Origin of the sequence: Mycobacterium europaeum (genome assembly GCF_034555895.2) — a bacterium.
Classification (GTDB): domain Bacteria; phylum Actinomycetota; class Actinomycetes; order Mycobacteriales; family Mycobacteriaceae; genus Mycobacterium; species Mycobacterium europaeum.
Genome location: NZ_CP157315.1, coordinates 3471835 through 3484686 on the forward strand (window position 1 = coordinate 3471835; position 12852 = coordinate 3484686).

A 12852-nucleotide genomic window follows, 5' to 3' on the forward strand; every position below is an offset into this window, starting at 1 on the left:
GTGCAACCGGACTCGTTATTGACGCAGCTCCAGGACATCGTGTATCCGGCGCCGCGGTGTCGGTTCGGGAGCGCCCCGGCCCGGCAGTGCGGTGCCGACCCGGATCAGCACCTGCGGTACCGCTTCGGCGTCGGGTATCAGCTGGGAGATCATGGCGCGGCTGGGCCGCAGCTCCGTCACGTGCGTCACGGTGCAGGTCGCGAACCCGGCCATGGTGCACTCCAGCAGGATCGCCGACAGCGCCTGCCCGCACCGCAACGCGTCGGCGCGGGCCTCCCCGGGTGTGGACAGGACGAGGACCTTGGCCTGATCCTGGGGACCCGAGGAGCTTGCCCGGAGGTGCTCGTCGACGGGAAACCGGCGATTCACGTCGACGCCGCGCTGCTGGTTCACCAGCGCTTCGGGTATGCCGTCGTCGTGCCTGCCCGGCGCCGTCCACCAACGTAATTCGTGCTGATACACGTCGTCGTAGCGGCGCAACGCCTCGTTGAGGCGGGCGGCCTCCACCAGCCGCGGCCGCGCGTCGTCGGCCAACACGTCGAGGCGGGCCAGGCCGGGATCGAAGGCGCTGCGCAGCACCGGCTCGAAGGACGCCCAGCCCTTCGGGGCGCCGAACGGGCGGCGGTCGGTCCTGCGACGCACGATCGCCGCCGCGCGGTCCCGCCGGGCGACGGCGACGTACTCGGCGGAGACGAAGTCGATCGACGCCAGGTGGTCGAGGTTGTTGGGATTGGGAAACTCGTCGACCATGGTGTCCCACCCCTCGGCGGCCATCGCCACCCGGAAGTGGTCGAGCACCGCGCCGCAGCTGATGATCGACTCGCGGCCCGAGCTGTCGGCCGAGGGCACCATGCGGTGCGGGTCGGCGAAGAGGTCGACGGTCGGGCCGCCGGCAATCCATCGCCACGGCTGGCTGTTGTGCAGCGAGGGTGCCCGGCACGCCAGCTCCACCGCCCTGGTGAGCACTTTGGTGTCGACCATCGTTGGGGTCATTGCTCGTCGCCTCCTGTCTCTCCTTGGACCCTCTGGCATGCGGGCAGCACGCGCCAGGGTCCTTGGTCCCCAGGGGCGCGTCATTGGGCCCGCGGCCCGGTGCGGCTGATGGCCACTGATGACCTTGGTCTCTATTGCGGGCTCGCGGCGCGGCAAACGATGAAGTCGACCACCTAACCGAGGACTTGTCATGGACGTCATCCACAAAACCGCCGCCGATTCTCGTGTTCGGCCCAACCTCACCGACTACGAGCACGAGCGGGCCCGCTTCGAGTGGTCGGACGTACCGAACCTGTGCGAGGGCATGGGGCCGGGCCTGTGCAACATCGCCTACGCCGCCCTGGACAGGCACGCCGACGGCCCGGCGGCGACGCGCCCGGCCCTGCGGTTCGTCACCGACAGGCCGTGGGACGGCGCGATCACCACCCAGGACCTCAGTTACGCGGAGCTCGGCCGGCTGGCAAGGCGGTTCTCCAGCGCGCTGCGCTCGCTGGGCATCAACAAGGGCAGTCGCGTGTTCACGCTGATGGGCCGCAGCCCCGAGCTCTACATCGCGATGCTCGGCGCGCTGCGCAACGGAAGCGTCGTCTCACCGTTGTTCTCGGCCTTCGGACCCGAACCGATCGCCACCCGCGTCAACATCGGCCAGGCCGAGGTTCTGGTGACCACCAGGGCGATCTATCAGCGCAAGGTCGCCAAGATCCGCGATCGGCTGCCGTCGGTGAAGCACATCTTCGTGGTCGACGACGGCCAGGCCGACGGCGCGCCGCCGGGCACGCTGCCCTTCCGGCAGTGGGTGGAGGCGGCCGACGAGAATTCACCGATCGAGCCCACCACCGCCGACGACCCGTCGCTGCTGCACTTCACCAGCGGGACCACGGGTACCCCCAAGGGTGCCATCCACGTGCACGGCGCCGTCACCATGCACTACGTCACCGGGCTGTACGCGCTCGACCTTCATCCGGACGACATCTATTGGTGCACAGCCGATCCGGGCTGGGTGACGGGCACGTCGTACGGCATCATCAGCCCGCTGCTGCACGGCGTCACCTCCATCGTCGACGAAGCGGAGTTCGACGCCGAGCGCTGGTACCGCATCCTGCAGGACGAGGCGGTGTCGGTGTGGTACACCGCGCCGACCGCCATCCGGATGCTGATCAAGGCCGGCCCGGAACTGGCCGCGCAATACCGCTTTCCGCGGCTGCGCTTCATCGCCAGCGTGGGCGAACCGCTCAACCCGGAGGCGGTCTGGTGGGGAAAGCGGGTGCTGGGCTTGCCGATTCACGACAACTGGTGGCAGACCGAGACGGGCGGCATCATGATCGCCAACACGCCCGCGTTCGACATCAAGCCCGGCTCCATGGGCCGGCCACTGCCCGGCGTGGACGCCTTCATCGTGCGGCGCGACGACGACGGACCCGTCGAGGTGATCGACGAACCCGGCGTCGAGGGCGAGCTCGCGCTGCGGCCCGGCTGGCCGTCGATGTTCCGCGGCTATCTCAACGCCGAGGAGCGCTACCGCAACTCCTTCGCCAACGGCCTCTATCTGAGCGGGGATCTCGCCAAAAAGGATGCCGACGGCTATTTCTGGTTCGTCGGGCGCAAGGACGACGTGATCAAGTCCGCGGGCCATCTGATCGGCCCGTTCGAGGTGGAGAGCGCGCTGACCGACCACCCCGCGGTCGCCGAGGCGGCCGTCATCGGCATACCCGACCCGACGGTCGGGGAGATGGTCAAAGCCTTCGTCACGCTGAAGAACGGGGTCGTGGCCGACGAAGACCTGCGGCTGCAGCTGCTCGGCCATGCCCGCAAACGGCTGGGGGCCACGGTGGCGCCCAAGGAGATCGAATTCGTCGACTCGTTGCCGCACACCAGCAGCGGCAAGATCATGCGGCGCCTGCTGAAGGCCCGCGAACTCGGGTTGCCCGAAGGCGATACGTCCACCATCGAGCGACAACCCGCCGAGCGAGCCCAGGGGGTGCCGTCATGAGTGATACGAAATTGGCCCACGAGCTGTTGTCCGACATGATCCGCGTGCGGCGCATGGAGGAGAAATGCGCGGAACTCTACAGCGCGGCCAAGATTCGCGGATTCCTGCATCTGTATGTCGGCGAGGAGGCCGTGGCCGCCGGGTCGCTGCGCGCGCTCGCCGACGACGACGCGGTGGTCGCCACCTACCGCGAGCACGCGCATGCGCTGCTGCGCGGCATCCCGATGCCCTCGATCATGGCCGAGATGTTCGGCAAGCAGGAGGGCTGCTCCCGCGGCCGGGGCGGTTCGATGCACCTGTTCGACGCGGCCAAACGGTTCTACGGCGGTAACGCGATCGTGGCCGGCGGCTTGCCGCTCGCGGTGGGCATCGCGCTGGCCGACGCCCAACTGCAGCAGAAGCGGGTGACCGCCTGCTACTTCGGCGACGGCGCCGTCGCCGAGGGCGCGTTCCACGAGTCGTTGAACATGGCGGCGTTATGGAACCTGCCGGTGCTGTTCTGTTGCGAGAACAACCTTTACGCGATGGGCACCGCACTCGACCGCGCCCAGTCGCAGACCGACCTGACCGTCAAGGCGGCCTCTTACCGTGTTCCCACGCTGGCCGTCGACGGCATGGATGTCGAGGCCTGCCATGCGGCCGCGCAACAGGGTGTCGATCACGTCCGCGACACCGGCGGTCCGTTCTTCATCGAGTTCCGCACCTACCGGTTCCGCGCGCATTCGATGTTCGACCCGGAGCTGTATCGGGACAAGGCCGAAGTCGAGCGGTGGCGCGAGCGCGACCCGATCCAGGCGTTCACCGAGAAGTGCCTGGGCGACGGCACGCTGTCCGACACCGACGTGCGGGAGATCGAGGACGCGGCCGCCGCCGAGATCGAGGAGGCGGTGGCCTTCGCGGAGGCCGGAACATGGGAGGACGTGGCGGACCTCGAACGCGACGTGTTGACTCCGGAGGGGGCACGATGAAGACCAGTTACCGGACCGCCGTTCACGACGCCCTGCGCGACGCCCTGCGCGACGACGCGCGGGTGGTGGTCATGGGCGAGGACGTCGGCCGCTACGGCGGCACCTACGCCGCGTCCAAGGGTCTGCTGGAGGAATTCGGCCCCGACCGGGTGCGCGACACGCCGCTCTCGGAGCTGGGCTTCGTCGGCATCGGGATCGGCGCGGCGCTCAACGGGTTGCGTCCGATCGTGGAAGTCATGACGGTGAACTTCAGCCTGTTGGCGCTCGATCAGATCGTCAATACCGCTGCAGCCCTGCGTCATATGTCCGGCGGCCAGTTCTCGGTGCCGCTGGTCGTCCGGATGGCGACGGGGGCCGGACGCCAGCTCGCCGCCCAGCACTCGCACAGCCTGGAGCCGTGGTACGCCCACATCCCGGGCATCAAGGTGGTGGCCCCGGCCACCGTCGAGGACGCGTACGGCATGCTCGGTCCGGCCCTGGCCGACCCCGACCCGGTGGTGATCTTCGAACACGTCCAGCTCTACAACACCTCCACGGACGTCGACGTGCTCAGCCCCACCGACATCTCCCGGGCGGCGGTCCGCCGCAGCGGCGGCGACGTCACCCTGATCACCTACGGCGGCAGCCTGCCCAAGACGCTGGACGCCGCCAACGAGCTTTCGCTGGCCGGAATCGACTGCGAGGTCATCGATCTGCGGGTGCTGCGGCCACTCGACGACGCCACCATCCTGGAATCCGTCCGCAAGACCCATCGAGCGGTGGTCATCGACGAGGCGTGGCGGACCGGCAGCCTGGCCGCGGAAATCACCGCGCGCGTGATGGAGGGCGCCTTCTACGACCTCGATGCACCGGTGGCCCGGGTGTGCAGCACCGAGGTGCCGATGCCCTACGCCAAGCACCTCGAAGAGGCGGCCCTGCCGCAGGCCGGCAAGATCGTGGCCGCCGTGCAAGGCCTGTTCGGAGAACGGTCGTGATCGAATTCAAGATGCCCTCGCTCGGGTCCGACATGGACGAAGGCACCCTCAACGAGTGGCTGGTCAAGCCCGGCGACAAGGTGACTCGCGGCCAGGTCGTGGCGATCGTCGAGACCACCAAGGCCGCGGTCGAGGTCGAATGCTGGCAGGAGGGCATCGTCGACGAGCTCGTCGTGCCGGTCGGCGAAACCGTCCAAGTGGGAACGACATTGGCCACGCTGACCGCACCCGGCGAGCAGGCGGAGAAGCAGCCCACGCCACGGCCGTCGGCGAAGGCCGCCGCCGCGAAGGCCGCCGCCAGACCGGCGACCGCGCCGCCGAAGCCGCCGCCGGTTCCCAGCGCGCCCCCGGCCGCCCCCGGGCGGCGCCGCTGGGTGTCACCGGCCGCGCGTCGGTTGGCGACGTCGCTGGGCGTCGACATCGACGCGGTGACCGGCACCGGACCGCAGGGCGCGGTCACCATCAACGACGTCGAGCACGCGGCCGCAGCCAAGCCGCCCAAGCCGGTCACCCAACCGGCCGCCAAACCGACCGCGGCCGACCGCGCGGCGCAGATGCGCAAGTCGATCGCCGCGGCGATGAGCCGGTCGAAGCGGGAGATCCCGCACTACTACCTCGCCCAAGAGATCATGCTGGAAAAGGCGCTGTCCTGGCTGACGGCGCGAAACGCGCAGCGGTCCATCGACGAGCGGGTGCTGCCGGCCGTCCTGCTCTTGAAGGCCGTCGGCGTGGCCGCGCAGCGGTTCGCCGAGTTCAACGGGTTCTGGCGGGAAGAGGGGTTCGAGCCGGCGAATGGCGTTCATGTCGGCGTCGGCATCTCCCTGCGCGGCGGCGGCCTCGTCGCGCCCGCCATCCACGACGTCCCGGAGAAGAAGCTGGACGAATTGATGGAAGACCTCACCGATCTGGTGGCGCGGGCGCGGTCCTTCTCGCTGCGCAGCTCGGAGATGTCGGACCCGACCATCACGGTCACCAACCTCGGCGACCAGGGCGTCGACGCCGTCTTCGGTGTCATCTACCCGCCGCAGGTGGCGATCGTCGGTTTCGGCCAGCCGGCCGAGCGGGTGTGCGTCATCGACGGCGGGATCCGGGTCGTCACCACGGTCCAGGCCACGCTCGCCGCCGACCACCGCGCCAGCGACGGACACCGGGGCGCACTCTTCCTTGCCGCGATCAACGAGCTGCTCCAGCAGCCCGACCTCCTAGAAAAGTGATGTGAAATGACCAATGAAGACACTCGCGCCGTGGTGCTGTCAGTCCTGACGACCATCGCTCCCGAGGTTGACCCGGACGAGATTCGCGACGACGCCCTGCTGCGCGACCAGGTCGACCTGGATTCCATGGACTGGCTGAGCTTTCTGCGCGGCATTCACAAGCGACTGCACGTCGACATCCCCGAATCGGATTACGCGTCGCTGCGCACGCTGGCCGACGTGGTCGGCTATGTGGAAAAGAACGCATCGGCGGTCTGAGCCGCGAAACGCGACGCGGGCCGCGCCTTTCGGTGCGCTCGGCAGGGGGTTGGCATGATGGCTGGTGTGCAGGGCAAGGCACCGGACGTCGACGTGCTCGAACGGGCGGTGCTACTCGCCTGCCGCGCGCCCTCCGTGCACAACAGCCAGCCCTGGCGCTGGCTGATCGAGGGCGGCGCCCTGCACCTGTTCGTCGACCGGCGGCGGGCGATCGCGGCCACCGACTATTCCGGCCGCGAAGTAATCCTGTCCTGCGGGGCCGTCCTGGACCACCTGTGCGTCGCCATGACGGCCGCGGGCTGGGAGCCGAGAGTCGCGCGGTTCCCCGACTCGGATGACCCCGACCGGCTGGCCTCCATCACGTTCGGCCCCTTGGAGCGCGTCACCGAAGCCCAGCGTCGCCGGGCCGAGGCCATCCTTCAGCGCCGCACCGACCGACTTCCGTTGGGGCGCCCGACGTATTGGGACCTGTTCGAACCCACGCTGCGTGGCACCTTCGATGACACCGAGGTCGCTCTCGACGTCCTCGGCGAGGACGTGCGGCCGCTGCTGGTGCAGGTGTCGCAACTCACCGAGGAGATCCGCCGCGACGACTCTTACTATCACGCCGAACTCGACTGGTGGACTTCGTCTTTCGCGCTGGCCGAAGGGATGCCGCCGAGCGCGCTGGCCTCCGACAAGGAAGGCTGGCGGGTGGACGTGGCCCGCAGCTTCCCGATCAGGAGCCACGCGGACCGGCGCGGCGAGGTCAAGGCGGATTGGGCCAGGATCCTGGTGCTGTCCACCCCGCACGACACCAGGTCGGACGTGTTGCGGTGCGGCGAGGTGTTGTCGACGGTGTTGCTCGAATGCACGGTGGCCGGGATGGCGACGTGTCCGCTCACCCACCTGATCGAAGTGGACGAGAGCCGCGACATCGTGCGGCAGCTCATCGGCGGGGTCGGCGAGCCGCAGGTGTTGATCCGGGTGGGGATAGCGCCGCCGCTGGAACACCTCCCGGCGGCGACGCCGCGACGCCCGTTGAGCGATGTGCTGCAGATCCGCTAGCGGCGCAACGGTGCTGCCGCGCGGCCAGACAACCTTGGTCCCCGCCCCGCGGGACTTTCGGCCGACGCTGTCGGTGGGCCTGCGCAATACCATCGAGGGTGTCGTGCTGCCGATGAAGGGATGACTGATGTCACTGACCGACGACGGGGTTTCCATCCTGCCGGTGAACGAATGCTGGGATCTGCTGGCGGGCGTGACGCTGGGCCGGTTGGTCACCAGCGTCGGCGGTCAACCCGAGATCTTCCCGGTCAATTATGTTGTCCAGCGCCGTACCGTGCTGTTTCGCACCGCGGAGGGCACCAAGCTGGTCAGCACCGCGATCAACAACAAGGTGCTCTTCGAGGTCGACGACCACAACGTGGCCGAGGGATGGAGCGTGATCATCAAGGGCACCGCGCGCTCGCTTCGCACCGACGAGGAAATCGAGGAGGCCGAGCGCGCCCAGGTCATGCCCTGGACGTCCTCGGAAAAGTCGCACTACGTGCGGATCGTTCCCGAGATCGTCACGGGCCGCCGGTTCCGCTTCGGCGGGCAGTCGGACTGATCCCGCCGCTACCCGGGCCGCACGTGGCGGGGGCGGGGGATGAACTCCAGCGAGAGCAGGACCAGCAACGCGGCCGGAATATGGTGGGCGCACAGCACCACGTAGCGCCGCTGCGACAGGGCGTGGAACTTGCGGAGGTAGCGGTAGAGGGACTCCAGCCGGATCAGCGGGTCCAGCAAGTGGATCAGCCACAGCGCGATCCGCTGTAGCGGGCCCGGCCGCGCGGCCTCGAAGATCTCCGGGAACGCCGCGAATGCCAGCGAAAGACGCTGTCCTCCAGAGTCTTTCGCGTGAGCGATCATGTCGACGCTGAGCCGCTCGTCGACACCGTTGGGGGCATCCGGGCGGCGGAACGGCACGTCGAGGCTGACCTCCGACCCCTCACCGGCGGTCAGGTAGCGGTGAAACGCGACCACTCGCCCACTCCGGTCGCGCGCGACGGCCAGGTGGACGCCGGGATAACGGCCCTGCAGCGCACCGTCGAGGTTCATGCAGAACCCGCGGTCGGTGCGCGCCGCGCGGTGAGCGGCGTACAACACCTCGGTCAATTCGGCCTGCGTCGCACCGTTGAGCCCCTGCTCGTCGACGATCTCGGTCGTGACTCCGCAGTTGTGCGTGCGCTGCACCGCCTGGCGCAGATTGCGAAATCGCCGCCCCCTCAGGGTGAAGTGGCGGATGTCGACGACGACATCGCGGCCGATCGGCACCGACAGCATGGGCTGGCCGACCGTGTCCCCGCGCCACAACCGAAGGTGGCGTTCGCCGGCCGCCAACACGATGATCTGCCATCCCCGGCTTCGGCACATCCGGACGAAATCGGCTGCCAGATCCTCGAATTGCGCCACGTCGCCGATCGGGTCGCCGCTGACCACCGCGAACCCCAGCCGCGTGCGGTAGGCGATCGCCGCGGTCCCGTCCGCGTTGAGGTGATAGCTCTTGCTCGAATGCATCGCGAACGGGGCCAACGGGTCCCCCCGGGTCGCGTTGACCAGCCCCCACACCCGGCCCAACAGCTCCGGCTGCGGGCGGGCCGCGGTCGGCAGCATCAGCGCCAGTCCACTGACGGCGATCAGGGCATTGCCCAGCACCGCCCAGGACACGACATGCGCGCCCACTCCGGCACCCACCGTGGCGGCCGCATACATCGCGTGCGCGGTGGTCACCGGGCGGCCGAGAAAGATGCCGCGCGCGATCAGGGCGGCCGCGCCCAGCAACGCCACCGACCACCCGAACCGGCCCGGGGCGACGCTTTCGTAACCGAGGCGCTCCCGCGCGACCAGCACCGTCAACCAGACCAGGACGCACAGCAGCAAAGCCACGCTGACGATGCGCGCCGCCGGGACGTCGGCACCCACCAAGACCCGCTCCCTGCCGGCTCGGCCGCCTCCGGGACTGATCTTCACGGCGCCCGCTAGCGCACGACGAGCACGGAGCATTCGGGGTGACGGAAGAGCGGATGCCCCTGCGGCCCTACCAATTGCGCGAGCTGGCGGGCCTCGTCGGCACCGATGACGGCCAGAAGGACTCGTTCGTCGTTGGCGCTGAGGTAGCCGGCGATGCCCTGCCTGGTGGTGATCGGGTACACCCGCAGCTCGGGATTGTCTTCCCGCCACTGCGCCACCCGGCGTTCGAACGCGCCGTCGGCATGCTCGGTGAGCTCCTCGGGGCGGCCGCCGAGCACCAGCAAGGGCGCTCGACGCAGCTTCGCCTCCGCGGCAGCATAATTCACGACGGTGTCGTTGCCGGGGGCGTCCGTCATCCGGACCACGATCCAATTGACATCCGGCGGTGGCTGGTCGGAGCCGGTCCGCACGACCGCGACCGGGCAATGCGCCTTCTCGGCGAGTTCCGTCGCCGTCGAACCCACGATGGAGCGTGCGTAGCGGCCGATGCCGACGCACCCGACGCAGATCATGTCGGCCGCCGTGGAGGCTTCCACCAGCAGCGACCCGGCGGGGCCCCGCGGCATGTCCGTTTCTACCGCGACCGACTTGCCCGTGGCCTCGACCGCGAGCCTTGCCTCGCGGAGCGACTTCTCGGCGTGCGCGACGTCGCGCTCGTAGTCTTCCGGGGACTCATGCGTCGGCTTGACAACGGAGACGAGACGCAACGGCACACCACGGGTGATCGCCTCGTCGACGCCCCACAGCGCGGCCGCGATCGCCGCCGACGAACCGTCGATTCCCACGAGGATGGATTTCATCGTCCGACCCGCCCCGTCACCTTGTCCCGGCGGACGAGCCGACCGGCCGTGTCAGGTCGAGGCGCTCCGCACCGCGCTTGACCGCGAGCAGAAGCGCACGCGTCCCCAGAGCTATCGCCGGCCTGGCCAATTCCAGGACGAACACCTCGCCCGGATAGCGCAAGCCGATTCGGGCGCGCGCGAGCAGTCGCACCCGGTCCTGCCAGTGCGGCTGCAGGTGAAAGGACAAGACCGCATTCCAGCGTGGGTCGGGCCGCGAGGCGTTGAGCACGACGTACTTTTCCGGCACGATCTCCGCGACACGTAACGTCACCCCGTCGGGCAACCCCAGCCATCCTTCGGGGGCCAGGCGCACCGCGTCCCCCACTCGGAGCCCCTCGGCACCTTGTCGCACAGGGCTTCTCAGCCCGTCGACGTCGTCGCGTTCGCTCCTGTCCTGGGCCATCTGCAGCAACCGGGACCAGACCGCGGGGGCGGACGCGTCGACGTCGGTCGCCTCGGTGGTCTGAATCGCCGGATCGCTCACCAGCGCGTCACCCGGAAATCGCATCTGCGACTCCGCCTTGGTCGCACCCCAGTTGCGGTAGTACCTGCGCGCACCGTACAGCACGGCGAGCAGTGCGGTGGTCTGGACGATCCGCTTCGTCATGTTGGCCATGACGCCAGTCTGCGCGGAACGCCGCCACACCTGCGAGGGTCCTTGGTCCCCGGTGAGCGCGCCGATGTGCTCTGCACACCGCGGCCCGTGCACCTAGCCCGCCGGGGTGATCAGGCCGTAATGCCCGTCGTAGCGCAGGTACAACACGCTGGCGCAGCCGTAGGCGGCGTGGATGAAAAACAGGAACGGCAGGCCGAGCACGGCCAGCCGGTCAGCCGCTCCTTCCTCGGTGAGACACGGCAGGGGTTGTCGGCTGATGGTCACGGGAAGCGCATGCTCACTCACCTGGCCGGCCAGGTCAGGCGCCGCCAGCGCCAGGCGGTAGCCCGTGGGTCCGGCGCGATACAGCACACCGGCAATGCCCGTGCCTTTCTCCGTGAACAAGTGGAAGTCGTAGTCGAGCAGGTCCATTTCGTACGCGGCATCGTCGAGGGTGCAGGGCGCCATCGTGAATGACTTGCGCCGGATGACGCGGCGCTGACCCGCCGGCCGGGGGAAATAGCTTGGCCGGTGCGCCGGCTGGGATTCGTGGCGCCATTCGCCGGGACCCGCCGGTCGCTCGCCACGGCGGGCCTCCCAGTGCGCGGCGGCGTGTTCGAGGCGGCGCCGCAACCGCGCCGCCAGGAGATCGACCGCTTCCCGCACCGTATCGGCCTGGACCTGGGCGCGCACCGGCCGGCCGTCGAGGTCGAGGTTGGCCTGCGCGACGACGGGGCGCTGCACCGCCGGATCGCGATGCCGGGTGAGCCTCACGCGGGCGTGCCGCACCGGCCGGCTCGCGTAGCGGGTGAGTTCACCGACCTTGCTGCGGGCGTATTCGGCTTCTGTGGGAAGCACGTCGCCGGTGGCGACCTGGACGTCGACATCGGGTGTTGGTATGCCGTGGCGCATAACTCAAGTGCTACGCCACTAAACCGGTTGCGGGACAGGGTCAAAGGTCACCGGAGCGCACCGGCAGGTCCACGTGGTCAGGCAATTGGGCCGCTTTCAGCCGCAGCGCCGGTTTCTCGATGACGAACCAGCTGGCCGCCGCGAGCGGCAGCGTGGCCGTGGTCGCCACCACCGCGAAGATGAGCGGATTGAGGTGTCGCAGACCGCTGATGACGAGAAGCTGCTGGGTGGGCCATGCGTAGATGTACACGCCGTACGAAAGATCGTTGTGGAGATGAAAATTGTGCAACATGATGCCGGATGCGATGATCCCGTAGGCCAGGGGCAGCGCGGCGATGATCCGGTAGTCGGGCAGCAGCAGGCCGGACACCGCGACGATCGCCAAACTCGCTGCGACCCAAGACCATCGAGCCGGTATCACATCGCGGAGCTGATAGAGCACCGCGCCGGCGGCGAACATGATCGTAAAGCGGGCAACACATTGCGGAATCGTCCACGACCATGGGTCGGCCATGGGTCCCAACAGCAACGCCGCGGTGACACCGCCGGCCAACATGGCCGAGGACATCCAGCGGTAGCGTGCCAGACCGGCAGCGCCGATGGCGAGTACCGCCAGGTAGCAAATCACCTCGTACACCAACGTCCACAGCGACGCATTCCACGTCCGGGGATGGGGGACGCCTTGTGGTGTGCCGCCCACGTCGAGTTTGAGCTGCGCGATCGCGCTGTTGAACAGAACGAACTTCACGGGTCCGCTGGTACGCAACAGGCCCAGCGCAGAACCACCTTGCAGCGCGACGCCGATCGGCGCGCAGACGAAGGCGGTGACGATCAAACAGGTGTAGAAGCCCGGGAGGATGCGCAGCGCCCGCGCTCGCAGATACTGCCTCGGTTGCGGTGTGTGCAACCAGCTCGCGGTGACCAGGAAACCGGACACCGCGAAAAAGCCGTCCACACCCACAGAGAACAAGAGTCGTTCCGCGACCGGTGACGAGACATGATGGCCCGTCACCGGAAACGAATGCCATACGATCACCTCGACGGCCAGGATCAGCCGCCACAGGTTGAGGGCGTTGTGGTGCCGGTCGAATGCCTGCCCAATCACAATTCCT

General features: G+C 68.6%; 13 protein-coding genes. 7 read left to right on the top strand and 6 right to left on the bottom strand.

All coding sequences use genetic code 11. The features are described from left to right. Positions 1 to 15 precede the first annotated feature (15 nt). Positions 16 to 993, bottom strand: a complete 978-nt coding sequence (locus U8D42_RS15790) for an Acg family FMN-binding oxidoreductase (RefSeq protein WP_322859726.1) — start codon at positions 991 to 993, stop codon at positions 16 to 18. A gap of 190 nt (positions 994 to 1183) precedes the next feature. Between U8D42_RS15790 and acsA the strand changes: the two genes are divergently transcribed. From acsA to U8D42_RS15825, 7 genes are all read left to right on the top strand, one after another. Continuing rightward, on the top strand, positions 1184 to 2983 hold the full coding sequence (acsA, locus tag U8D42_RS15795; protein ID WP_322859725.1) for an acetate--CoA ligase: 1800 nt from the start codon (positions 1184 to 1186) through the stop codon (positions 2981 to 2983). After that, positions 2980 to 3951 carry a pyruvate dehydrogenase (acetyl-transferring) E1 component subunit alpha gene (gene pdhA, locus U8D42_RS15800; protein ID WP_322859724.1) on the top strand — a complete coding sequence of 324 codons (972 nt, stop codon included), beginning with the start codon at positions 2980 to 2982 and terminating at the stop codon, positions 3949 to 3951. The genes acsA and pdhA overlap by 4 nt, the downstream gene beginning before the upstream one ends. Continuing rightward, positions 3948 to 4925: an alpha-ketoacid dehydrogenase subunit beta gene (locus U8D42_RS15805; RefSeq protein ID WP_322859723.1), complete on the top strand. Its 978-nt coding sequence runs from the start codon at positions 3948 to 3950 to the stop codon at positions 4923 to 4925. Before pdhA ends, U8D42_RS15805 begins: the two co-directional genes overlap by 4 nt. Then, on the top strand, positions 4922 to 6139 hold the full coding sequence (locus U8D42_RS15810; RefSeq protein ID WP_322859722.1) for a dihydrolipoamide acetyltransferase family protein: 1218 nt from the start codon (positions 4922 to 4924) through the stop codon (positions 6137 to 6139). Before U8D42_RS15805 ends, U8D42_RS15810 begins: the two co-directional genes overlap by 4 nt. Before the next feature lie 6 nt (positions 6140 to 6145). Continuing rightward, positions 6146 to 6397, top strand: a complete 252-nt coding sequence (locus tag U8D42_RS15815; RefSeq protein WP_085243376.1) for an acyl carrier protein — start codon at positions 6146 to 6148, stop codon at positions 6395 to 6397. Positions 6398 to 6454: 57 nt separating this feature from the next. Then, complete coding sequence (locus U8D42_RS15820) at positions 6455 to 7444, top strand: Acg family FMN-binding oxidoreductase (protein ID WP_431523775.1); 990 nt, start codon at positions 6455 to 6457, stop codon at positions 7442 to 7444. 127 nt (positions 7445 to 7571) lie between these two features. Then, positions 7572 to 7988, top strand: coding sequence for a pyridoxamine 5'-phosphate oxidase family protein (locus tag U8D42_RS15825; RefSeq protein WP_322859720.1), 417 nt, complete (start codon positions 7572 to 7574; stop codon positions 7986 to 7988). A gap of 8 nt (positions 7989 to 7996) precedes the next feature. Here U8D42_RS15825 and U8D42_RS15830 read toward each other — a convergent pair whose 3' ends face one another. From U8D42_RS15830 to U8D42_RS15850, 5 genes are all read right to left on the bottom strand, one after another. After that, positions 7997 to 9391 carry a bifunctional lysylphosphatidylglycerol flippase/synthetase MprF gene (locus tag U8D42_RS15830; RefSeq protein WP_431523776.1) on the bottom strand — a complete coding sequence of 465 codons (1395 nt, stop codon included), beginning with the start codon at positions 9389 to 9391 and terminating at the stop codon, positions 7997 to 7999. An 8-nt stretch (positions 9392 to 9399) separates the two neighbouring features. Continuing rightward, the gene (locus U8D42_RS15835; RefSeq protein WP_085243372.1) at positions 9400 to 10191 is read right to left on the bottom strand and encodes a universal stress protein; all 792 of its coding nucleotides are present in this window, start codon (positions 10189 to 10191) and stop codon (positions 9400 to 9402) included. Between the two features lie 16 nt (positions 10192 to 10207). After that, entirely contained in the window at positions 10208 to 10849 is a 642-nt protein-coding gene (locus U8D42_RS15840) for an SRPBCC family protein (protein ID WP_322859718.1), read from the bottom strand. A 93-nt stretch (positions 10850 to 10942) separates the two neighbouring features. Beyond that, on the bottom strand, positions 10943 to 11740 hold the full coding sequence (locus tag U8D42_RS15845) for an HPF/RaiA family ribosome-associated protein (RefSeq protein ID WP_322859717.1): 798 nt from the start codon (positions 11738 to 11740) through the stop codon (positions 10943 to 10945). Positions 11741 to 11780: 40 nt separating this feature from the next. Next, positions 11781 to 12845, bottom strand: a complete 1065-nt coding sequence (locus U8D42_RS15850) for an acyltransferase family protein (RefSeq protein WP_431523777.1) — start codon at positions 12843 to 12845, stop codon at positions 11781 to 11783. Positions 12846 to 12852 lie beyond the last annotated feature (7 nt).

Bases quoted from the DNA above. Each gene is read 5' to 3' on its own strand.
- U8D42_RS15820 (WP_431523775.1), top strand. From the start codon at position 6,455: ATGGCTGGTGTGCAGGGCAAGGCACCGGACGTCGACGTGCTCGAACGG.
- U8D42_RS15805 (WP_322859723.1), top strand. From the start codon at position 3,948: ATGAAGACCAGTTACCGGACCGCCGTTCACGACGCCCTGCGCGACGCC.
- U8D42_RS15840 (WP_322859718.1), bottom strand. From the start codon at position 10,849: ATGGCCAACATGACGAAGCGGATCGTCCAGACCACCGCACTGCTCGCC.
- U8D42_RS15825 (WP_322859720.1), top strand. From the start codon at position 7,572: ATGTCACTGACCGACGACGGGGTTTCCATCCTGCCGGTGAACGAATGC.
- pdhA (WP_322859724.1), top strand. From the start codon at position 2,980: ATGAGTGATACGAAATTGGCCCACGAGCTGTTGTCCGACATGATCCGC.
- U8D42_RS15835 (WP_085243372.1), bottom strand. From the start codon at position 10,191: ATGAAATCCATCCTCGTGGGAATCGACGGTTCGTCGGCGGCGATCGCG.
- U8D42_RS15845 (WP_322859717.1), bottom strand. From the start codon at position 11,740: ATGCGCCACGGCATACCAACACCCGATGTCGACGTCCAGGTCGCCACC.
- acsA (WP_322859725.1), top strand. From the start codon at position 1,184: ATGGACGTCATCCACAAAACCGCCGCCGATTCTCGTGTTCGGCCCAAC.
- U8D42_RS15790 (WP_322859726.1), bottom strand. From the start codon at position 993: ATGACCCCAACGATGGTCGACACCAAAGTGCTCACCAGGGCGGTGGAG.
- U8D42_RS15815 (WP_085243376.1), top strand. From the start codon at position 6,146: ATGACCAATGAAGACACTCGCGCCGTGGTGCTGTCAGTCCTGACGACC.